This window comes from Blastococcus deserti, assembly GCF_042682525.1.
GTDB classification, from domain to species: domain Bacteria; phylum Actinomycetota; class Actinomycetes; order Mycobacteriales; family Geodermatophilaceae; genus Blastococcus_B; species Blastococcus_B deserti.
In genome coordinates this window covers 155,938-175,874 of sequence record NZ_JBHUHP010000015.1, presented here as the reverse complement: position 1 = coordinate 175,874, position 19,937 = coordinate 155,938, and the positions used below count along the sequence as shown (strand labels likewise).

The window sequence follows — 19,937 nt, the reverse complement described above, 5'->3', positions numbered from 1 at the left end:
CCAGTTGGCCGGGGCGGCGGGGTGGAACGGGTGAAAGGGTATCGGCATGGCTGCCGTCGAGCTGGACCTCCGCCGTCTGGAACCCGGCCAGGCCCCCCGACCGGAGCACGTCGCCGCCGCGGCCGACGCCGAGGCGCTGCGTGTGCGGGGGCCGGTCGCCGGGCTCGCCGCCGTCCTCACCGTCCTGCTCAAGGCGCAGCGCACGGCGCTGGTGCCGGTCGCCTGGGAACCGGCCGGCGACAAGGCCTCGATCGGGCTGGCCCGCGACCTGGGCGTCGGCACGGGTGAGCCCCGGGACATGTGCCTGGTCCGCGACGACCACGGCGGTGTGCTGCTGCACCACGGACGCGTGGAGGCCGCCGGGGACGGCCGCCGCTCGCTCAGCCGGCGGCTGGGACTGCAGGCCCACCACGACGACATCAAGGTCGCCGACGGCGAGATCACCCGCATCGACGTCCGCCCGGACTGGCAGGCGGTGGACACCATCGGCGTCACCGTCATGATCCTCCCGCTGCGGCCCACCCGGCAGACCAGCGGCCGGGCGCTCCAGATCGCCTCCGACCCCGCGCGCATCCTCCGCGACGGCGTGCCCTTCCCGCGGCCGGTGCACCGCTGGACCTGGTACGCCGACGACCGCGTGCGCTGGCGGCTCCAGCCCTGAACGAGGACCCCCTGCCCCCACCACTCGCACGCTCGCGGCGGGACCCTGCAGGAGGCCCGGGGAGTCGTGGACACTGGGTTCGCGTCCACCCGCGGAGGAGGTCCACGCTGCCGTCGTCCTGCGCCCCCATCGGGGTCCGGCTCCGCGTCGGGTCGTCCCGGTGATCGTCGATCGTGTGCCCGCCGCAGGCGCCCCGGTCGGCCTGTCGCGCGGCCGGCGGCTGCTGGTGGGCGCCCTCGCGCGGCCGAGCCTGCCCGCGCTGGTCGGGCTGGCGGTGGTCGTGGCCGTCCTCGGCACCCAGGCGCCGGCCCTGCTCACGAGCGGCGGTCTGGCCAGCGTGCTCGACACCGCGGCGACGGTCGGCATCGGCGGTGTTGCCGTGGGGCTGCTGCTCATCGCCGGCCAGTTCGACCTGTCCGTCGGCGTGCTCGCCCTGTCCAGCTCGCTGCTGACCGCGCTGCTCGTCGAGCACGCCGGGTGGCACGTCTGGCCGGCGCTGCTCGTGTCGTTGGCCGCGGCGCTCGCCGTCGGGCTGGTCAACGGGGCCCTGGTGGTCAACACCGGCCTGCCGAGCTTCCTGGTGACGCTCGCGACGTTCCTCGTGCTGCAGGGCGTCTCGCAGGCGGGAGCCGAGATCGCGGAGGGCGCGGGACCGGTCACCGGGTTGTCGGACGCGCCCGGCTGGAGCTCGGTGGCGGCCGTCTTCGGTGCCACCGTGCAACTCGGGGACGGCCGCTTCCGGGTGTCGTTGCTCTGGTGGCTGGGCGTCACGGTCCTGGCCGCATGGGCGCTGTGGCGGACCCGTTTCGGCAACGCCGTGTTCGCCAGCGGTGGGGCACGGACGGCAGCCCGTCAGCTGGGCGTGCCCGTCGGGCGCACGACGCTGGCGCTCTTCTGCCTCACCGCGACCGCCGGCTGGCTCATCGGGGTCCTCGGGCTGGTCCGGATCGGCGGCGTCCAGCTCGGCGCCCCCGTGCTCGGCACGGCCATCGACTTCATCGTGGTGGCGGTCATCGGCGGCTGCCTGCTCACCGGCGGCTACGGTTCGGCGATCGGTGCCTCGGTGGGCGCGCTGCTGTACGCCGTCGCCCGCGAGGGACTCGTGCTCGCGGGCTGGAACCCGTTGTGGTTCCGCGCCCTGCTGGGTGTGCTCCTCCTGGTGGCACTGCTGGCCACGGGTGTCGTGCGCCGGCGGCTGAAGGCGGTGCCGCGGTCGTGACCGCCTCGGCCGACTCCTCCGCCCCTGCTCCCGGCCGCCCGGGTCTGGAACTGCGGCGGCTGAGCGTCCACTTCGGCAGCGTGGCGGCGCTCTGCCGCGTCAGTGCCGGCCTGCCGGCCGGCCAGATAACCTGCGTCCTCGGGGAGAACGGTTCCGGCAAGTCGACCCTCGTGGCGGTGCTCTCCGGGCTGCTCCGGCACGACGAGGGGCAGTTGCTGGTCGGCGGGGAGCCGGTCCGCTTCCGGTCCCCCCGGCAGGCCCGCGCCGCCGGTATCGCCACCGTCTGGGACGACCTGGCCGTGGCCCCCCTGCTCTCGATCTGGCGCAACTTCTTCCTCGGCGCCGAGCCGACCCGCGGCTCCTGGCCCCTGCGCCGGCTGGACGTCGACCGGGCCCGCGAGGTGACCGTGCAGGCCATGGCCCGGGTCGGCCTCCCGCACCTGGACCCCGACCAGCCGGCCAGCACGTTGCAGGCCGGTGCCCGGCAGAGCCTGGCGGTGGCCCGTGCCATGCACTTCGGTGCCCGCGCGCTGGTCATCGACGAGCCCCTGGCTCCGCTCACCGTCGCCCAGCAGACGCTGCTCCTGCAGACGATCGTCGCCGCCCGCACCCAGGGCCTGGCGGTCGTCCTGGTGACCAACAACCCCCGGTACGCCCACCTCGTGGGCGACCGGTTCCTGCTGCTGGCCCACGGCGCGGTGGCCGGCAGCCTCACCCGGGACGACGTCGACGCGTCCGACCTGATGCGGCTGATGGCCGGCGGCGACGAGTTCAGCGCCCTCACCGAGGCACTGACGGCGCTCCACCCCCAGCTCGGCGACCGCTGAGGGCCGCGCCCGGTGGAGCCGTCAGGTGAAGACGCTCACCCCACCGGGCCCGACGAGCAGGCCCACGATGATGAGCACGATCCCCCACAGCATCTGACCGCGGAAGATCGCCACGATCCCCGCGATCACGAGGATGACGGCGAGGATCCACAGCAGCGTGCCAGCGTCCATACCAGCCTCCCGAGTGCACGGCGCCTGGACGGCGCCACTCACGGACCGTAGCGATCGTCACCCTGAGTGGCGAGAGAGACCGGCGCGTTCAGGAACAGGAGCGGGTCAGGGCGCCAGGCTGGGATCGCAGTCGCGCAGCAGCTGGGTGCAGCGCTCCTGCTCGTCGTGCTCGCCGATGGCCTCCGCCGCCGAGGCCAGCGCGGTCACGCAGCGCAGGAAGCCGCGGTTGGGCTCGTGCGACCACGGCACCGGGCCGAAACCCTTCCAGCCGTTGCGGCGGAGTGCGTCCAGGCCACGGTGATAGCCGGTGCGGGCGTACGCGTAGGCCTCGACGGTGTCGGTCAGCCCCCGCTCGGGCCGGCGCAGCGCCTCTTCGGCGAGTGCGGCCCAGGCGGCGCTCACCGTCGGGTGGTGCGCCGCCACCTCGGCCGGCGGAGTGCCCGCCGCCAGCTCCGCGTCGGCCTCCGGGTTGGCCGGGAGCAGCGTCGCCGGCGGCTCACCGAGCAGGTTGTGCGAATGCGTCACGGTCACGCACCCTGGGACTGGCCGGCCGACAGCAGGTCCTCGCAGGCCGTCACGACGCGCGCGGCCATGCCGGTCTCGGCGGCCTTGAGGTAGCTGCGCGGGTCGTAGGCCTTCTTGTTGCCCACCTCGCCGTCGATCTTGAGGACGCCGTCGTAGTTGGTGAACATGTGACCGGCGATCGGACGGGTGAACGCGTACTGGGTGTCGGTGTCGACGTTCATCTTCACGACGCCGTAGGAGATCGCCTCGCGGATCTCCTCCTGCGCCGAGCCGGAACCGCCGTGGAAGACGAGGTTGAACGGCTTGTCGTCGGAGACGCCGAACTCCTTCGCGACGACGTCCTGACCCTGCTTGAGGATCTCCGGGCGCAGCTTGACGTTGCCCGGCTTGTAGACCCCGTGCACGTTGCCGAAGGTGGCGGCCAGCAGGTAGACGCCCCGCTCCCCGAGCCCGAGCTTCTTCGCCGTCGCCACGAAGTCGCCCTCGGCGGTGTAGAGCTTCTCGTTGATGTCGTGGGCGACGCCGTCCTCCTCGCCGCCGACGACGCCGATCTCCACCTCGAGCACGATCTTCGCCGCGGCGGTCCGCTCCAGCAGCTCCTCGGCGATCTGCAGGTTCTCGTCGAGGTCGATCGCCGAGCCGTCCCACATGTGCGACTGGAACAGCGGCGCCTGGCCGGCGTCCACCCGGTCCTTCGACAGCGCGATCAGCGGTCGGACGTAGGAGTCGAGCTTCTCCTTGGGGCAGTGGTCGGTGTGCAGCGCGACGTTGACCGGGTACCTCTCGGCCACCACGTGCGCGAACTCGGCCAGCGCCACGGCGCCGGTGACCATGTCCTTCACCCGGGTGCCCGAGCCGAACTCCGCACCGCCGGTGGAGAACTGGATGATGCCGTCGCTGCCCGCGTCGGCGAACCCGCGCAGCGCCGCGTTGATGGTCTCCGAGGACGTGCAGTTGATCGCCGGGTAGGCGAAACCGCCCTCCTTGGCCCGGCGGATCATGTCGGCGTAGACCTCGGGGGTCGCGATGGGCATGCGGGCACTCCTCGCTCGGGTGGCGGCTCTCCGGCTCTGTGTCGTCGGGGTCAGTATTGCGCCGGGACGCTCGGCGCGGGGCGTCGGGGCGGACCCGGAGGCCCAGGGCGCTCACCAGCACGTCGGCGCCGCGCACCTCCCGATGGGGCTATTCGAGCCCGAGGTCGGCGAGGGTGAACGCGGAGCGGTACTCGAACCCGGCCTGCTCCACCGCCGCGCGGCCACCTCGGTCGACGATCACCGCCACGGCGATCACCTCGGCGCCGGCCTCCTGCAGCGCCTCGGCCGCGGTGAGCGGGCTGCCACCGGTGGTGGAGACGTCCTCGACCACGAGCACGGCCCGGCCGGCGACATCGGGACCCTCGATCCGCCGCTGCAGCCCGTGCGCCTTGCCGGCCTTGCGGACGACGCAGGCGTCGAGGAAGCCCTCGCCCGCCGCGGCCGCGTGCAGCATCGCCGTGGCCACCGGGTCGGCCCCCAGGGTGAGCCCACCGACGACGTCGTAGCGCAGGTCGGCGGTCAGCTGCCGCATCACCCGGCCGACCAGCGGCGCGCCCTCGTGGTGCAGCGTGAGCCGGCGCATGTCGATGTACCAGTCGGCCTCCCGCCCCGAGGAGAGCGTGACCTTCCCGTGCACCACGGCGAGCTCGACGATGAGCTCGAGCAACCGGTCACGGTCGGGCAGGGCGACCCCGCCCCAGGGGCCCGCCCCGGGGGACGAGGGTTGGGCGGGAACGGGGTCCTTCTCCATGCGACCGACCCTAGACACGCGACGGGGCGCGCACGTCAGGGCCACCGCCGACGGGGGTCGGACGGTGGCCCCGCGCGGCCCCCTCCAGGGGCCCGCCCCGAGCTCGCGAGGGGTGGGGAGGAGGGGGTCCTTTCTCAGACGGCGGGCTTGAGGACCTGGTCGATGATGTAGACGGTGGCGTTGGCCGTCTGCACGTTGCCGCAGATCACCGACGCCTCCGTGCCCACGACGGTGCCGTCGGAGGCGATGGAGAACTGCTCACCGGAGCCCTCGATCGTGACCTCGTCGTTGTTGAGCGTGGTGTGCGTCCCGGCCAGCTCCTCCGGGGTCAGCCGACCCGGGATGACGTGGTGGGTCAGCACCGTGGTGAGCTGCGCGGTGTCGGCGAGCAGCGCGTTCAGCGCGTCGGCCGGGACCGCCTCGAAGGCCGGGTTGGCGGGCGCCAGCACGGTGATGTCGTCGGTGGTGTTGAGGGTGTCGCCCAGGTTCGCGGCGGTCACCGCCTGCACGAGGGTCGACAGCGCCGGGTTGTTGCTGGCCGCGGTCGCCACCGGGTCGTCGGTCATGCCGGTGAAACTGCCCTCGCCCTCGGCGGGGACGGCGGAGCACCCCTCGCCGAAGGGCTCGTCGGAGGTCGGCATGGCGCTGCTCTCCGGAGCCGAGGAGCTCTCCATGCTGCTGCTCGTCCCCGAGGACGCGCCGGCGTCGGCCGTGTCCTCCGAGCCACAGGCGCTGAGCGTGATGGCGAGGGTGGAGACGGCGGTCATGAGGACGCCGCGGGTGAGGAGGTTGCTCTTCACGGTGATGGTGCTCCTTGTCCTGTCCGTGCGACCGCATTGTCGCGGGCGGGTGGTGCGCCGGTCCGCGGGAGCGGTCCGGAGTCTTGCGTCACCGGCGGGTGCCGGGACGGGTACGGGGGCGGCCGGACGGCCGGGGAAGGTGGTCATGCCGCGACCACCTGGATGGTGTGCCAGCCGCTGGAGCCGGCCGGGAACGGCGTGGCGCGCGCCTCGGTCTGCACCTCGCCGTCGACGGTGGTGGCGCGGACGGTGAGGGAGTGGCGGCCAGGGGTGAAGTCGTAGGGCAGCACCCACTGCCGCCAGAGGTCGGCGTCGACCTCGGGGGAGAGCCGGGCCTCCGCCCAGTCCTCGTCGTCGACGCGGACCTCCACCGTGGCGATCCCGCGCGTCTGGGCCCAGGCCACCCCGGCGATGGCCCGCCGGCCGGCCGGGAACTCCCGCAGCGGGGCCGGGGTGTCGATCCGGGAGGCGATCTTGATGGGCCCCTCGGCCGCCCAGTCCCGCTGCACCCAGTAGGCGTCGACGGCGTCGAACGTGGTCGCCTCGATCCGGACGAGCCACTTGCAGGCCGACACGTAGCCGTAGAGGCCGGGGATCAGCATGCGCACCGGGAAGCCGTGCTCGACCGGCAGCGGTTCCCCGTTCATGCCGAAGGCCAGCATCGCGTCGTCGACCTGCAGGGCCGAGCGGGTGGGCGCGCCGATCGTCATGCCGTCCTCGGACCGGCACAGCAGCTGGTCGCTGCCGGCCCGGATCCCGTTCTCGCGCAGGACGGCGGCCAGCGGGATTCCGATCCAGCGCGCCGTCCCGGCCAGTCCGCCGCCCACCTCGTTGGAGACGCAGGTCAGCGTGATGTCCCGCTCGACGAGGTCGTCGCGCTCGAACAGATCGGCCAGCGTGTAGCTGCGCGGGGAGTCGAACATCCCGGCCATCTCCAGCCGGTAGTCGGCCGGCCGGATCCGCGGGACGCTGATGGCCGTGTCGACGCGGTAGAACTCGCGGTTGCTGGTGAACAGCGGAGTCAGGCCGTCGATCCCGGGAGCCAGGTCGGCACCGGCGGGCAGGGCCGGAGCCGCTGAGGACGGCGTCGGCAGCCGCAGCGCGGCCCGGTCACCGGCGACGTCGAAGCGCCGCTGGAGCAGCCGACCCCCGCCTCCGGTCACCACGGCCGCGCCGAGGGCCATCCCGCTCGTGAGGACGAACCGGCGCCGGTCGAGGGCCGCACCCTTGCGGTCCCCGGACCCCAGCACCTCCCTCAGCCGGTCGACGGTCCGCTCGTCGGCGTGCCCGGCCGGGTCCGCCGAGGGCACGGGCGCAGGAGACCGCACCGGCGCGGTCAGCGGGGCGAGCAGGGCGAACAGGGCAGCGACGCCGGCGGCCGCGCCCACCAGCGAGGGCAGGGCGTCGAGCGGGGCGCCCGCAGGTCCGGTGATCGCGGCAACCGCGCCCACCAGGCCGAAGAGGGCGATCCCCAGAGCGCCCAGGCGCCTGCTGCGCAGCCCGACCAGCCCGACGACCACCGCGTAGACGGCGATGACGGCCAGCGTCCCGACGACGAGTGCGATCTTGTCGTTCTCGCCGAAGGTCCGGATGGCGAAGGCCTTGACCGGCTCGGGGGTGAGCGTGATCGCCTTGTCGCCGACCGCGATCACCGGTGAGGACGCGGGCCCCACCAGGGCGGCGACCAGCTCGGCGGCGCCCAGAGCGACCGCCGCCGCGAGCAGGCCGGCCAGCGCGGCCAGCGGACGGCGTCCCCGCCCGCGCCCGCCACGGGAGCTGCCCGGGGTGGGGACCATAGCGTGCACGGACGTCGTCACGCCCGGTCTTCGGGCGCCGGACCGGATCCGGATTCATCCGGACGGGAATTCGTCTGGGGCACAACCGGACGACGCACGACGGGGTGCTCCCGCAGATCTGCCAGGCTGGACGCGTGCCGACGGATCAGCCCCCTGCCGGAGACCGCGCCGAGCGCCCGCCGATGCCGCCGTCCGTGCGGGTGGCCGTGATCGTGATGGGGGTGCTCGCCGCCCTGCTGCTCACCAACGCGGCGCTGCTCTGGTACGGCTACGACGCTGCCGTCGACCGCCTCGTGGACGAGGGCCAGGACATCTCCCGGTCTGAGGCGAGCCGGTTCGTGCTCATGTCGCTGGTGCCGTACCTGGTCATCGGTCTGGTGCTGGCACTGGCGGCCTGGTTCCTGCCCCGCCGCCAGCCGTGGGCCCGGTGGATCGGGCTGGCCGCCAGCGGCCTGCTCGCGCTGCTGACGTTGATGTCCGCGCTCAGCCTCGGCGGCGTGACCATCGCGCTGCTGCTGGTCCTGGTGCTCTCCCTCGCCGCCGTGTCGAGCCTGCTGTCACGGACGACCGGCGACTGGGTGCCGAAGCTGCGCACCCGGTCATGACCGGTCGGCCGGACCGTCCGGTCACCGACGGGAGCGCCGCCGGTGACCGGGTGCGGACGTCGGTCAGGGCTGGCCGTTCGCCCGCTGCCAGCGGCGGAAGCGGTACCAGTCGTTGGAGGGCTTGAGCGCCAGCAGCACGAGACCGGCCGCGGTCAGGAGCAGCTGGAACAGGCCCAGCGAGGTGAGGAAGCCGGTGGTCGCGGTGCCGCCGGCCGCCAGGCCGACCAGGCCGAACAGCACGGTGATGCCGCCGAGGACCCACAGCACGATCCGGGCCCAGTTGTGGCCCTTCCACGCGAACCACAGGAAGAGGACCTGCACGCCGACGATGATCAGACCGATGACGGCGCCGATGACGATGCCGGAGCGGATCACGTCCTCGGTCAGCGCCGGGTCGGTGGAGGTCTCGAGCGTCTGGTCGATGATGGTGTCGACGTCGGAGAAGCTGACGATCGACGAGATCAGCCCGAGCAGGAGGCTGGCGACGAGTGCGCCGATGCCGGCCCGGACGGTGGTCGGCCGCTCCATGGGCGGCGGCGCGCCGTGCCCGGCCGGGGCCGACGGCGCCGGCCCGTACCCGGGGTACTGCTGGCCGTAGGGCTGCTGGCCGTAGGGCGGCTGCTGGCCGTAGGGCGGCTGCTGGCCGTAAGGCTGTTGAGGGGGCGGCGGGTTCCAGCCCTGCGGCGGGCCACCCTGGTCCGGCTGGCCCTGCTCGCCGTAGGGGCCGCCCTGTCCTGACGTCATCATCCGCCTCCCGCTCGTTCCGGTTCTCCAGGATGATCATGGGGGACGCCGGGGACGCCGACCACCGCTCGACCGCGTGTCGTCGCCTGGTCGTGTCGCGAGTTCCCATGATCTCCGGACCTCCGACGAGGGTCTCGGGGCGCCCGCACAGGGGCGCGGCCGTGGTCACGGTGGGTCAGGGCCAGATGCACGCAGGCCCGGGGGAACGACGACGGGCCCGCCGGACCTCGCGATCCGGCGGGCCCGTACGGCCTCGTCCGCCGGCCCACCGCCGCCCCGTCCTGGTGTCCGGGGCCCCGCAGGGCACACCGCGAGCGTGCGAGCGGTGGGGCAGAGTCCCTTGCTCAGCCCCGGGTGACGGTCAGGCCGGTGTCGTCGGCCCCGCTTCCCTCCACCGACCAGTCGACGACGACCTCGTCGCCGTCCCGGATCTCGCCGGCCAGCAGCTTCTTCGCCAGCTGGTCACCGATCGCCGACTGCACCAGCCGCCGCAGCGGCCGGGCGCCGTAGACGGGGTCGAACCCGTTCAGCGCCAGCCACTCCCGGGCCGCGTCGGTGACCCGCAGCGTGAGCCGCCGCGCGGCCAGCCGCCGGGCCAGCACCCCGACCTGGATGTCGACGATGCCCGCCAGTTCCTCCGTGCCGAGCGCCCGGAAGACCACGACGTCGTCGAGCCGGTTGAGGAACTCCGGCTTGAAGTGCGTCCGGACGACGTCCATGACCGCTTCGCGGCGCCGCTCCTCGGGAACGGACTGGTCGGCGATCAGGTGCGAGCCCAGGTTCGACGTCAGGATCAGGATGGTGTTGCGGAAGTCCACCGTCCGGCCCTGGCCGTCGGTCAGCCGGCCGTCGTCGAGCACCTGGAGCAGCACGTCGAAGACGTCCTGGTGCGCCTTCTCCACCTCGTCGAAGAGGACGACCGTGTACGGACGCCGCCGCACCGCCTCGGTGAGCTGGCCACCGGACTCGTACCCGACGTAGCCGGGCGGGGCGCCGACCAGGCGGGCGACCGAGTGCTTCTCGGAGTACTCGCTCATGTCGATGCGGACCATCGCCCGCTCGTCGTCGAACAGGAACTCGGCCAGCGCCTTGGCCAGCTCGGTCTTGCCGACGCCGGTCGGGCCGAGGAACAGGAACGAGCCGGTGGGCCGGTTCGGGTCGGAGACGCCCGACCGCGCCCGTCGGACGGCGTCGGAGACGGCCCGGACGGCGTCGGTCTGCCCGACGACCCGTTTCCCGAGCTCGTCCTCCATCCGGAGCAGCTTCTGCGTCTCGCCCTCCAGCAGCCGCCCGGCCGGGATCCCGGTCCAGGCCTGGACGACCTCGGCGATGTCGTCGGGGCCGACCTCCTCCTTGAGCATGGAGTCGCCGGTCGCGACCGAGTCCTCGGCGGCGGCCAGCGACCGCTCCAGCTCGGGCAGCCGGCCGTAGCGGAGCTCGGCGACCCGCGCCAGGTCGCCGTCCCGCTCGGCCCGCTCGGCCTCGAGGCGCACGGCCTCCAGCTCCTCCTTGATCCGCTGGATCCGCTCGATGGCGGTCTTGTCCTGCTGCCAGCGGAAGGTCAGCTCGGCCAGCTCCTGCCGGCGGTTGGCCAGCTCCTCGCGCAGGGCGGCCAGGCGCTCCAGGGACGACGGGTCGTCCTCCTTGGTCAGCGCCATCTCCTCGATCTCCATGCGGCGGACGGCGCGCTCGACCTCGTCGACCTCGACGGGGCGGCTGTCGATCTCCATGCGCAGCCGGCTGGCGGCCTCGTCGACCAGGTCGATCGCCTTGTCCGGGAGGAACCGGGCCGTGACGTACCGGTCCGACAGGGTGGCGGCGGCGACGATGGCGGCGTCGGTGATCCGGACGCCGTGGTGCACCTCGTAGCGCTCCTTGAGCCCGCGCAGGATGCCGATGGTGTCCTCGACCGAGGGCTCGCCCACCAGGACCTGCTGGAAGCGGCGCTCCAGGGCAGGGTCCTTCTCGATGTGCTCGCGGTACTCGTCGAGCGTCGTCGCGCCCACCATGCGCAGCTCACCCCGGGCCAGCATCGGCTTGATCATGTTGCCGGCGTCCATGGCGCCCTCGCCGGTCGCGCCGGCGCCGACGATGGTGTGCAGCTCGTCGATGAACGTGATGATCTCGCCCTCGGACTCCGAGATCTCCTGCAGGACGGCCTTCAGCCGCTCCTCGAACTCACCGCGGTACTTGGCTCCGGCCACCATGCTGGCCAGGTCGAGCGCCATCAAGCGCTTGCCCTTCAGGCTCTCCGGGACGTCGCCGGCGACGATGCGCTGGGCCAGGCCCTCGACGATGGCGGTCTTGCCGACGCCGGGCTCGCCGATGAGCACCGGGTTGTTCTTGGTGCGGCGGGACAGCACCTGGACGACGCGACGGATCTCGGTGTCGCGGCCGATGACCGGGTCGATCTTGCCGTCGCGGGCCCGCTGGGTGAGGTCGACGGCGTACTTCTCCAGCGCCTGGTAGGTCGCCTCGGGGTCCGCCGTGGTCACCTTCTTGCTCCCGCGCACCGTCCGGAACGCGGCGAGCAGGGCCTCGGGCGTGGCGCCGGCGCTGGTCAGCACCGAGCCGGCCTCACCGACGTCGGCGAGCCCCACGAGCAGGTGCTCGGTGGAGACGTACTCGTCGCCCAGGGCGCTCGCCTGCTCGCCGGCGGCGTTGAGCACGCGGAGGAACTCGCGGGACGGCGAGGGAGCGGGCACGGTGGCACCGCTGACGCTGGGCATGCGGCGCAGCGCGGCCTCGGTCTTGGCGCGGACGTCGGCGGGGTCGGCCCCGACCGCCTTCAGCAGCGGCCCGGCGATCCCGTCGGACTGCTCCAGCAGGGCCGCGAGCAGGTGCAGGGGCTCCAGCGCGGCCTGGCCGCGGCCGACGGCGAGGCGCTGGGCAGCGGCGATGGCTTCCTGCGACCGGGTCGTGAGCTTGCTCTCCATGGTCGGGGACGCGATTCCTCTCGTCTGGATCGGATGGCCGCCAGGGACGTCGGCGGCACGTGTTCGCCGGGTCCAACGACGACGAAGTTGAGTCTGTTCCACTCAATCTGAACGGGTTCACGCGCGGCGCCGTCCTACCCCCACGGGTCGACGGACGACGCCGGGACCGTCGCACCGGGGATCCCGCGACCTAGACTCGGGTCATGACCGCTATGCCGGCACCGAGTGTGGCGCTCGACGACCAGCTGTGCTTCGCGCTGTATGCCGCCTCCCGGGCCGTGACGGCGCGCTACCGGCCCATGCTCGACGCCCTCGGCCTGACCTATCCGCAGTACCTCGTCATGATGCTGCTCTGGGAGTCCGACCACCAGACCGTCGGCCAGCTCGGGGCCCGGCTGGCGCTCGACAGCGGGACGCTCTCCCCCCTCCTCAAGCGGCTCACCGCCGCGGGACTGGTCACCCGGCACCGGCGGGTCGAGGACGAGCGGTCGGTGTCCATCGCGCTGACCGACAAGGGCCGGGCGCTGCGGGAGAAGGCCTTCGCCATCTCCGAGGAGATGATCGGCGCGATCGGGTTCGACTCCGGCGAGTTCCACGAGCTGATCCAGCGACTGCGGCTGCTCACGGAGCGCGTGAACAGGGGCGAGGCGGTCTGCTGAGAACGGTTGTCCGCAACCGGCGGGGGTAGGGGCCCGGAGAGCTGATCCCCGCGGGGGCGCGCGCAGACGCGGCCCCGCCCGTCCGGAGGAGAACCGATGCCCACTCGCACCGCCCGCACGGCCTGGAACGGCACCCTGCAGGACGGGTCCGGCCAGGTCGAGCTCTCCAGCTCCAAGGTCGGCACCTACGAGGTGTCCTTCCCCAAGCGCACCGCCGAGGACGCCGACGGCACGACCAGCCCCGAGGAGCTCATCGCCGCCGCGCATTCCGCGTGCTTCGCCATGGCGCTCTCCAGCGAGATCGGCAAGGCCGGCGGGACGCCGCAGGCGCTGGAGGTGTCCGCCGACGTGACCCTCGGCCAGAAGGACGGCGCCCCCACGATCACGAAGATCGCCCTGACCGTCCGGGGCGAGGTCGAGGGCCTCGACGCCGACGGGTTCCAGCAGGCAGCGCAGGCCGCCAAGGTCGGTTGCCCGGTGAGCAAGGCGCTGGCCGCCGTCGACATCACCCTGGACGCCGCGCTCGACTGAGGAAGGACCCTCCTGCCCCCACCCTCGCACGAGGCGCGGTGCCCCCGGAGGCGCGCCACGGCGGCCCCCCTTCCCCGTCGGGGAGGCGGGCCGCCGGGCGTCCGGCTCAGGCGGGCCCTGGTCGGTGCAGGTACCGGCCCATCGGCTGGCCGGTGACCACCCCGTCGACGAGCACCTGGTGGCCCCGCACCCAGGTGTCGGTCACCTTCGCGCCCAGCTCGAAGCCCTCGAAGGGCGTGTACTCCTGGGTCGACTCCGAGTCCTCGGCGTGCACGGTCCAGGTCACCGAGGGGTCCACCAGGCAGAAGTCCGCGTCGTAGCCCACCCCGATGGTGCCCTTGGTGGGCAACCCGTAGCGCTGTGCCGGGTTCCAGGACGTCAGCTGCGCGATGCGCCGGTAGGACAGCCCCCGCCGCCGTCCCTCGCCGACCAGGCCGGGCAGGAGGTACTCGGCGCCGCCGAAACCCGACTTCGCCGCGAAGACGTCGTCGCGGGGCTCGCCGAACTTCTTCTCGTCCTTGCAGCAGGCGTGGTCGCTGACCACCCAGTCGACGTCCCCGGCGAGCAGGTGCTCCCAGAGGGCCTCGACGTCCTCGCGCGGCCGCAACGGCGGGTTCACCTTGCCGCCCAGCCCTGCGGCGGTGTCGATGTCGGCGAGCAGGTGGCCGACGGTCACCTCGCGGCGGAAGTCGACGTGCGGGAAGACCTGCGCCATGCGGAGGGCCGCGGTGAGGGCCTTGCGCGAGGACAGGTGGAGCAGGTTGATGTTGGGCAGTCCGGTCTCGTCGGCGAGGAACGACGCGATCGTGACGGCGAGGCCCTCCGAGTGCGGCGGACGGGACGCGCTGTACGCCGCCAGTCCCTTCAGCGTGCCCTCGGCCTGCACCATCTTGGTGTAGGCGGTCATGATCTCCGCGGTCTCGCAGTGCAGCGAGAGGGAGACGTGCGGCGCGAGATCGGTGAGCTTCTCGCGCGCCTCCTGGATCCCCCGCATGACGAACTCGAAGTGCGCGAGGTCGTAGCGCTCGTCCGGCGGGATCATGAGGAACGAGCTCTGGTCCGACGACGCGCCGTGCAGCCCGTGTCCGCCGTAGAACATGAAGATCTTGAACGAGGTGACGCCGAAGTCCTGGATCAGCGCCGGGATCTCGCCGATGTGCTCCTTCATCATCGGCGCGAGGTGGAACGCGTAGTCGATGTAGGACCGGCCCTCCGAGGCGGCCAGCACCTTGGGGAAGAACTCCCGGTACGGGCCCCCGGCGTTGAGGTAGTACTGCCCGGTCCGCATGTAGGTGAGGCCCGTGGTGACCCCGCCCTGCGCGCTGGCCCGGCTCTCGGTCTCGGTGTCCTCCTCCAGCGGGTTGTAGATGCCCCAGTGCTGGTGGGCGTCCACGACCCCCGGGAAGGCGACGAGCCCCCGGCCGTCGACGACGACCTCGGCCTCCTCGGCGGGGATGTCGCGCTCCACCCGGACGAACCGGCCGTCGCTGATGCCCAGGTCGAGCGCCTCGCCGTCCTCCGCCCCCGGGACGTCGGGGCGGACGACGGTGACGTTCTTGACGAGTGTCTGCAGGGTGGTCATGCGGATCCTTCCTCGGATGTGAGCTCGCGGGTGCTGGAGAGGGGCGAGCTGTCGGCCAGGTGATCGGCGGCCAGGTGATCGGCGGCCAGGTGATCGGCGGCCAGGTGATCGGCGGCCAGGTGATCAGCGGCCAGGTAGGCGAGCCCGAGCGCGGGCAGCAGCCCGTTGCCGGCCAGGTAGCCGGCTGCGCCGTGGCCGGAGATGCCCTCCGCCGCGCCGCCGGAGGCGTACAGCCCCTCGATCGCCGACCCGTCCTCCCGGGTCACCCGCGCGTGCTCGTCGACGACGAGCCCGCCCTGGGTGTGGAAGAGGGCGGGGACCACCTGCACCACCGCGAACGGCGGTGCGAGCTCGGCCTCGAAGAACGTCCGCCCGAACCGGTCCTCGCCCTCGCCGCGGGCCAGCGCCGCGGTGGTGGCCAGCTCCTCGGCCAGTGCGTCGGCCGGGAGTCCCGTCGCCGCGGCGATGCCCGCGACGTCGTCGGCCCAGACCAGGGCACCGCCCTCGATCGTCTGCCGGAAGTCGGTGAAGGCCAGGCACGCGTCGTGGATGCGCTTGTCGAGGACGATCCAGCCGGTGGAACCGGGCTGGCGGGCGATGACGGCGGCGTACTCGGAGTAGCCGGTGGTCTCGTTGCCGAAGCGCCGGCCGTCCTTCCCGACGATCACCGCTCCGTGCATCACCGTGGCCCACCCGACCAGCGTGGACGACCGTGCGGCCAGCGCGCCGTGGCCCTGGTACGCGTCCAGGTAGGCGGTGGCCGCGCCGAGCCGGGCACCGATGCGCAGGGCGTCGCCCCGCGAGGCCTCGCTCCCGTGGTAGACGGCATCGGCGATCTCCGGGAGGTACCGGCCGACCAGTTCCCGGTCGGCGCCGTAGCCGTTGGTGGCCAGCAGGACCGCTCGCGTCGGGATCTCCTCGGTCGCCCCGTCCGGCGTCTCCACCACCGCGGCCCGCACCCGGCCCCCGTCGTCCAGCCGGACGTCGACCAGCCGGGCGGGGACGAGCAGATCGATACGCCCCTCCCGCTTCACCCGGCCCACGAGGTGGTCGAGCAGCAGGGTCCCGTGCCGCCCCTCGATCGTGTGACAGCGGTCGGCGGAGTGCCCCGGGTAGTGGAAGTCGGTGACGACCGAGAGCGGCAGCTCCATGTCGTCGGCGAGCCACTCGACCAGCCGTGCGCTCACCCTCGTCAGCGCGCGGGCCAGCCGCGGATCGGCCTCACCCTTCGTCTTGCGCATGATGTCGCCGAAGAACAGCTCCGGGGAGTCCTCGATCCCGGCCGCGCGCTGGAAGCGCGAGCCGGCTCCGGGGATCATCGCCGTCGACATCGAGGTGTTGTTCCCGCGCCGGTAGTGCTCGCTGACCTCGACCACCAGGACGTCCAGCCCCAGCTGCGCGGCCCGCAGGGCGCCGGCCAGCCCGCCGCCCGCCCCGGCGACGACCAGGTCGGGCCCCTCCTCGCTCACCGGGCCTCCCCCGCCGCCACCAGGCGCAGCGTCAGTGCGGTCGGGTCCACCACGCGCACCGGCCAGGCCGCCGCGGCCTCGGGGAGGTCCACCGCGCTGCACCCGTTGACCAGATCACCGGCGCCGGCCCGGTCCATCCGGCCGACCACCGCCTCGAGCGACGCGGCCCAGCGGTCGGCCTCGTGGATGGCGTCCACGTCGAGGTCGAGGACCTCCACGCCGGTGAAGACCGGCGTCAGGCCGTAGACCTCCACCTGCCGCACCAGCTCGTCGGCGATCGCCTGGTTCCGCGTGACCGCGCCGACCCTGCGCCCGGCGAGTGCGCTCCAGGCCATGCTGGTCCGCAGCAGCCCGAACACCGGCCGGTCGAGTCGGCCGGCCAGGGCGGGGACGCCGGGATCGAGCACGCAGTCGGGCATCAGGGCGTCGGCCTCGTCGGGCGCCTGCTCCAGGGCCGTGGTGACCATGCCCTCGCTGTCGCGGACCTGCTGCTCGGTGTCCAGCGCCCGGGGTGCCGCGCTGCCGATGTCCTGCAGGTGGACGCTGACCCCGGCCGGGCACAGCGCGTCGTAGCGGGCCTGCCGCCGGGCGAGCTCGCCCTCCGACACGTGGATGGGGGTGACGGCGAAGATGTGCACGCGTTCTCCTCGGCGGGGATGCGGGGACCGGCGGACCCGGCTCAGACCAGGCGTTGCAGCAGCGGGCGGACGTCGGGGACGGCAGGCAGGCCGGTCGCGACGTCCCGGACGGCCGCGACGGTCGCGTCGTCGGCCAGCCAGTCCGACAGCAGACCGAGCACATCGGCCTCCGACAGCGGGTGGTGGGCGGCGTCGCCGATCGGGTTGGGCACCTCGCAGCCGTGGGCCCGCCCGCCGCTGCGGACGGTGACCCGGGCAGCACGCTCGTGGGGCAGCCGCGCGTCGAGGTCGGCGGCGACCCGGACGGTGACGCGGGCGGCGAGTTCCCGGACCCGGGGGTCGTCCCGGACCGGTTGCGCCGAGACGTCGGGCCCGACGTGGCCGTGCACGAGCGCGGCGGCGGCCACGAACGGTGTGCTGAAGAGGGCCGCCAGCCGGGAGTCCCACGTGGTGCGGTCCAGGGCCGCGCCCAGGGAATGGGTCTCGACCAGGATCTCCTCGACCTCGCCGACGTCGCCCGGGAGCTCGGGCCGCAGCGCGAGGACGGCGTCGGCGACGGGATGGGTGAACGAGCACGACGCGTGGCGCTTGAAGTACCCGTGCCGCACGTCCCAGCGGGTGCCGAGCTCCGCCGTGAGCGGTGCGGCGTCGAACGTGCCGAGCACCCCGCCGAGCGAGGACGCCGCGGTCCCGGTGTTGCGGGCGACACCGGCCGACGCCATGCGAGCGGCGACCAGGCCGGACACGTTGGACGCCCCCATCCAGGCGTCCCGCACCGGGTTGCCGTCCAGGGCCGAGGCGAAGGACCCGGCGACGGGCAGGCCGGCGCCGGTGTCGATCGCCGCGGCCAGCCCGGCAGAGGACAGCCCGAGGAGCCGGGCGCACCCCGCCGCGGCCCCGGCCACGCCCCAGCTGCCGTGGGGGTGGGCACCCGGCGGGAGCGAGGTCGCACGGCCGAAGCGCGCCGCCACCTCGTAGGCCACCACGAGGGCGGCGGCCGTGTCGGGCCCGGTGGCGCGCAGGTCCGCGGCCAGGGCGAGGACCGCCGGGAGCCCGTGCGCGCCGGGATGCCCCTTCGCGAACTTGTGGCCCTCGTCGAGCTCGAGCCGGACCAGCGCCGCGGCGTTGAGCCACGCCGCGGCCTCCACGGTCGTGCACCTCCCCGCACCCGGGAGGGGGGCGGGCCCGTCCGCCGGCCGCCAGGCGGTGACCAGCGCGCGCTGCTCCGCCTGCCGGGCGCCCAGGACGGTCACCCCGAGCGAGTCCAGCAGGACCAGCCGCATCCGCTCCTGCGCGTCGGCCGGCACGTCGGCCCACTCCAGCCCGGCGGCCCACGCCCCCAGCACGTCGGTCGCCTCGCGCGCGTCCCGCTGCGCAGCGGCGGTCGTCGGCACGGTCACAGGCCGAGGTACGCGGCGCGCACGCGGTCGTCCTCGGCCAGCTCGGGACCGGGGCCCGACAGCACGCAGCTGCCGCTCTCCAGCACGTAGGCACGGTCGGCCAGTCGCAGGGCCTGCGCCGCGTTCTGCTCCACCAGCAGCACGGCCACGCCGCGGTCGCGGATGGTCTTCACCGCGTCGAGGACCGCCCAGGTGAGCTTGGGGGACAGACCGGTCGACGGCTCGTCCAGCATCAGCAGGGCGGGCCTGGCCATCAGCGCGCGGCCGATGGCCAGCATCTGCTGCTGCCCGCCACTGAGCGTCTCCGCCGCCTGGCGGCGCCGCTCCGCGAGGATGGGGAAGAGGTCGAAGACCTCCGAGAGGGTCGACGCCACCGTGTCGCCCTTCTGGGTCCACGCCCCCATGCGGAGGTTCTCGTCCACGGTCAGCGGGCCGAAGAGCGCCCGCTCCTCGGGCACCTGCACCAGCCCGCGCCGGACGAGCTCGGCCGTGCGCACGCCGTCGGCCCGCTGGCCGCGGAAGGTGATCGCTCCGGCGCTGGGCTTCACGACGCCGGAGATCGCCCGCAGCGTGGTCGTCTTCCCCGCACCGTTCCCGCCGACGAGCGCCACGATCTCGCCCGCGTCGACCCGCAGGTCGAGCTCGTGGAGGATCTGCAGGCCGTGGTAGCCGGCGCACAGGCCGTCAAGAACCAGCATCGGTCGGCTCCTCCCCGAGGTAGGCCTCGATCACGCGGGGATCGCGCGTGACCTCCTGCGGTGAGCCGGACGTGAGCACGCGCCCCTGCTCCAGGACGAGCACGGAGTCCGACAGCCGCATGACCGCGGCCATGATGTGCTCGACGAAGACGAGGGTCACGCCGTCGTCCCGGCGCAGTGTCTCCAGCAGCTCCATGACCGGTGTCCGCTCGGCCGGAACCAGCCCCGCCAACACCTCGTCGAGCAGCAGGACCCGCGGGCGGGAAGCCAGCGCCCGGGCCAGTTCCAGCCGCTTGAGACCGGCGGTGGGCAGGCCGTCGCTGCGGGCGTCGCGCCAGCGGCCCAGCCCGACGCGCTCGACGACGTCCACGGCGGTGTCGGTGGCCGCCCGCCGGGGACTGCCGTGCGCCATCGCCGCCACGGCGACGTTCTCGAGCACGCTCATGCTGGCGAACGGCTTCATCAGCTGGAACGTGCGGGCCATGCCGGCCTGCGACACCTTGTGCGGTGGGGCTCCGGTGATGTCGGCGCCGCCGAGCCGGACGGATCCGGTGTCCGGGGACAGCGCGCCGGCGACGCAGTTGAACAGCGTGGTCTTCCCCGCCCCGTTGGGCCCGATGATGCCGAGGATGCTGCCCTCCTCGACGGTGAAGGAGACGTCGTCGACGGCCCGCAGGCCGCGGAAGGACTTGCTGACGTTGTCCACCTGCAGCAGCGTCATCGCCGTTGCCACCTCTCGCGGAGCGCGCCGTACACGCCTTGCGGCAGCAGCAGGATGATCAGGATGAGCAGGACCGCGTAGACCATCACGTCCAGGCCGGCCCGGCCCTGCAGGAACTCCAGTCCGGGCGGCGGGTTGCGCAGCAGCGTCGCGGTGATGTCGTTGAGCGG

Annotated in this window: 20 protein-coding genes; 6 read left to right on the top strand and 14 right to left on the bottom strand. The window is 73.5% G+C overall.

From position 1 onward, the window contains the following. The first annotated feature begins 46 nt into the window (after positions 1–46). From ACFSHS_RS15580 to ACFSHS_RS15570, 3 genes are all read left to right on the top strand, one after another. Positions 47–661 (top strand): hypothetical protein, encoded by a 615-nt coding sequence (locus ACFSHS_RS15580; RefSeq protein WP_376877950.1) that lies wholly within the window; start codon positions 47–49, stop codon positions 659–661. A gap of 175 nt (positions 662–836) precedes the next feature. Further along, a complete protein-coding gene (locus ACFSHS_RS15575; RefSeq protein WP_376877947.1) occupies positions 837–1,880 on the top strand; it encodes an ABC transporter permease in 1,044 nt (347 codons plus the stop codon). Beyond that, positions 1,877–2,707: an ATP-binding cassette domain-containing protein gene (locus tag ACFSHS_RS15570; protein WP_376877944.1), complete on the top strand. Its 831-nt coding sequence runs from the start codon at positions 1,877–1,879 to the stop codon at positions 2,705–2,707. Before ACFSHS_RS15575 ends, ACFSHS_RS15570 begins: the two co-directional genes overlap by 4 nt. 21 nt (positions 2,708–2,728) lie before the next feature. On the opposite strand, the gene ACFSHS_RS15565 is transcribed toward ACFSHS_RS15570, so the two are convergent. The 6 genes from ACFSHS_RS15565 to ACFSHS_RS15540 form a co-directional block, all read right to left on the bottom strand. After that, a complete protein-coding gene (locus ACFSHS_RS15565) occupies positions 2,729–2,878 on the bottom strand; it encodes a GPGG-motif small membrane protein (protein WP_376877941.1) in 150 nt (49 codons plus the stop codon). Between the two features lie 105 nt (positions 2,879–2,983). Next, complete coding sequence (locus ACFSHS_RS15560; RefSeq protein ID WP_376877938.1) at positions 2,984–3,403, bottom strand: DUF3151 domain-containing protein; 420 nt, start codon at positions 3,401–3,403, stop codon at positions 2,984–2,986. Between the two features lie 2 nt (positions 3,404–3,405). Then, on the bottom strand, positions 3,406–4,437 hold the full coding sequence (gene fbaA / locus ACFSHS_RS15555) for a class II fructose-bisphosphate aldolase (RefSeq protein WP_376877935.1): 1,032 nt from the start codon (positions 4,435–4,437) through the stop codon (positions 3,406–3,408). 148 nt (positions 4,438–4,585) lie between these two features. Then, positions 4,586–5,188, bottom strand: coding sequence for an orotate phosphoribosyltransferase (gene pyrE / locus ACFSHS_RS15550; RefSeq protein WP_376877932.1), 603 nt, complete (start codon positions 5,186–5,188; stop codon positions 4,586–4,588). Positions 5,189–5,322: 134 nt separating this feature from the next. Then, positions 5,323–5,988, bottom strand: a complete 666-nt coding sequence (locus ACFSHS_RS15545; RefSeq protein ID WP_376877929.1) for a fasciclin domain-containing protein — start codon at positions 5,986–5,988, stop codon at positions 5,323–5,325. A gap of 143 nt (positions 5,989–6,131) precedes the next feature. Next, positions 6,132–7,805 carry a molybdopterin-dependent oxidoreductase gene (locus ACFSHS_RS15540; protein WP_376877926.1) on the bottom strand — a complete coding sequence of 558 codons (1,674 nt, stop codon included), beginning with the start codon at positions 7,803–7,805 and terminating at the stop codon, positions 6,132–6,134. Positions 7,806–7,918: 113 nt separating this feature from the next. On the opposite strand from ACFSHS_RS15540, the gene ACFSHS_RS15535 reads away from it, so the two are divergent. Then, positions 7,919–8,389, top strand: a complete 471-nt coding sequence (locus ACFSHS_RS15535) for a hypothetical protein (RefSeq protein WP_376877923.1) — start codon at positions 7,919–7,921, stop codon at positions 8,387–8,389. Between the two features lie 63 nt (positions 8,390–8,452). Here the strand turns inward: ACFSHS_RS15535 and ACFSHS_RS15530 are convergent, their stop codons facing one another. Together ACFSHS_RS15530 and clpB are read right to left on the bottom strand one after the other, a co-directional pair. Then, the gene (locus ACFSHS_RS15530; RefSeq protein ID WP_376877920.1) at positions 8,453–9,133 is read right to left on the bottom strand and encodes a hypothetical protein; all 681 of its coding nucleotides are present in this window, start codon (positions 9,131–9,133) and stop codon (positions 8,453–8,455) included. A gap of 344 nt (positions 9,134–9,477) precedes the next feature. Beyond that, positions 9,478–12,069 (bottom strand): ATP-dependent chaperone ClpB, encoded by a 2,592-nt coding sequence (clpB, locus tag ACFSHS_RS15525; protein WP_376877917.1) that lies wholly within the window; start codon positions 12,067–12,069, stop codon positions 9,478–9,480. Between the two features lie 203 nt (positions 12,070–12,272). Between clpB and ACFSHS_RS15520 the strand changes: the two genes are divergently transcribed. Both ACFSHS_RS15520 and ACFSHS_RS15515 read left to right on the top strand, forming a co-directional pair. Beyond that, the gene (locus tag ACFSHS_RS15520) at positions 12,273–12,728 is read left to right on the top strand and encodes a MarR family winged helix-turn-helix transcriptional regulator (RefSeq protein WP_458199670.1); all 456 of its coding nucleotides are present in this window, start codon (positions 12,273–12,275) and stop codon (positions 12,726–12,728) included. A 96-nt stretch (positions 12,729–12,824) separates the two neighbouring features. After that, a complete protein-coding gene (locus tag ACFSHS_RS15515) occupies positions 12,825–13,259 on the top strand; it encodes an OsmC family protein (protein ID WP_376877914.1) in 435 nt (144 codons plus the stop codon). A gap of 106 nt (positions 13,260–13,365) precedes the next feature. Here ACFSHS_RS15515 and ACFSHS_RS15510 read toward each other — a convergent pair whose 3' ends face one another. The 6 genes from ACFSHS_RS15510 to ACFSHS_RS15485 are packed head-to-tail and all read right to left on the bottom strand — an operon-like array spanning position 13,366 to position 19,767. Beyond that, entirely contained in the window at positions 13,366–14,841 is a 1,476-nt protein-coding gene (locus ACFSHS_RS15510) for a dihydroorotase (RefSeq protein ID WP_376877911.1), read from the bottom strand. Then, entirely contained in the window at positions 14,838–16,310 is a 1,473-nt protein-coding gene (locus tag ACFSHS_RS15505; RefSeq protein WP_376877908.1) for an FAD-dependent oxidoreductase, read from the bottom strand. Before ACFSHS_RS15505 ends, ACFSHS_RS15510 begins: the two co-directional genes overlap by 4 nt. Next, positions 16,307–16,948, bottom strand: coding sequence for an aspartate/glutamate racemase family protein (locus ACFSHS_RS15500; RefSeq protein ID WP_376877905.1), 642 nt, complete (start codon positions 16,946–16,948; stop codon positions 16,307–16,309). The genes ACFSHS_RS15505 and ACFSHS_RS15500 overlap by 4 nt, the downstream gene beginning before the upstream one ends. A 41-nt stretch (positions 16,949–16,989) precedes the next feature. Then, a complete protein-coding gene (locus ACFSHS_RS15495; protein ID WP_376877902.1) occupies positions 16,990–18,342 on the bottom strand; it encodes an MmgE/PrpD family protein in 1,353 nt (450 codons plus the stop codon). 2 nt (positions 18,343–18,344) lie between these two features. Then, complete coding sequence (locus ACFSHS_RS15490) at positions 18,345–19,046, bottom strand: ABC transporter ATP-binding protein (RefSeq protein WP_376877899.1); 702 nt, start codon at positions 19,044–19,046, stop codon at positions 18,345–18,347. Then, entirely contained in the window at positions 19,033–19,767 is a 735-nt protein-coding gene (locus ACFSHS_RS15485; protein WP_376877896.1) for an ABC transporter ATP-binding protein, read from the bottom strand. Before ACFSHS_RS15485 ends, ACFSHS_RS15490 begins: the two co-directional genes overlap by 14 nt. Positions 19,768–19,937 lie beyond the last annotated feature (170 nt).

What these genes read in the sequence shown, in the direction of transcription:
- ACFSHS_RS15580 (WP_376877950.1), top strand. Translation starts at nt 47, where the DNA reads ATGGCTGCCGTCGAGCTGGACCTCCGCCGTCTGGAACCCGGCCAGGCC.
- ACFSHS_RS15565 (WP_376877941.1), bottom strand. Translation starts at nt 2,878, where the DNA reads ATGGACGCTGGCACGCTGCTGTGGATCCTCGCCGTCATCCTCGTGATC.
- fbaA (WP_376877935.1), bottom strand. Translation starts at nt 4,437, where the DNA reads ATGCCCATCGCGACCCCCGAGGTCTACGCCGACATGATCCGCCGGGCC.
- pyrE (WP_376877932.1), bottom strand. Translation starts at nt 5,188, where the DNA reads ATGGAGAAGGACCCCGTTCCCGCCCAACCCTCGTCCCCCGGGGCGGGC.
- ACFSHS_RS15530 (WP_376877920.1), bottom strand. Translation starts at nt 9,133, where the DNA reads ATGACGTCAGGACAGGGCGGCCCCTACGGCGAGCAGGGCCAGCCGGAC.
- clpB (WP_376877917.1), bottom strand. Translation starts at nt 12,069, where the DNA reads ATGGAGAGCAAGCTCACGACCCGGTCGCAGGAAGCCATCGCCGCTGCC.
- ACFSHS_RS15520 (WP_458199670.1), top strand. Translation starts at nt 12,273, where the DNA reads ATGACCGCTATGCCGGCACCGAGTGTGGCGCTCGACGACCAGCTGTGC.
- ACFSHS_RS15515 (WP_376877914.1), top strand. Translation starts at nt 12,825, where the DNA reads ATGCCCACTCGCACCGCCCGCACGGCCTGGAACGGCACCCTGCAGGAC.
- ACFSHS_RS15510 (WP_376877911.1), bottom strand. Translation starts at nt 14,841, where the DNA reads ATGACCACCCTGCAGACACTCGTCAAGAACGTCACCGTCGTCCGCCCC.
- ACFSHS_RS15490 (WP_376877899.1), bottom strand. Translation starts at nt 19,046, where the DNA reads ATGCTGGTTCTTGACGGCCTGTGCGCCGGCTACCACGGCCTGCAGATC.
- ACFSHS_RS15485 (WP_376877896.1), bottom strand. Translation starts at nt 19,767, where the DNA reads ATGACGCTGCTGCAGGTGGACAACGTCAGCAAGTCCTTCCGCGGCCTG.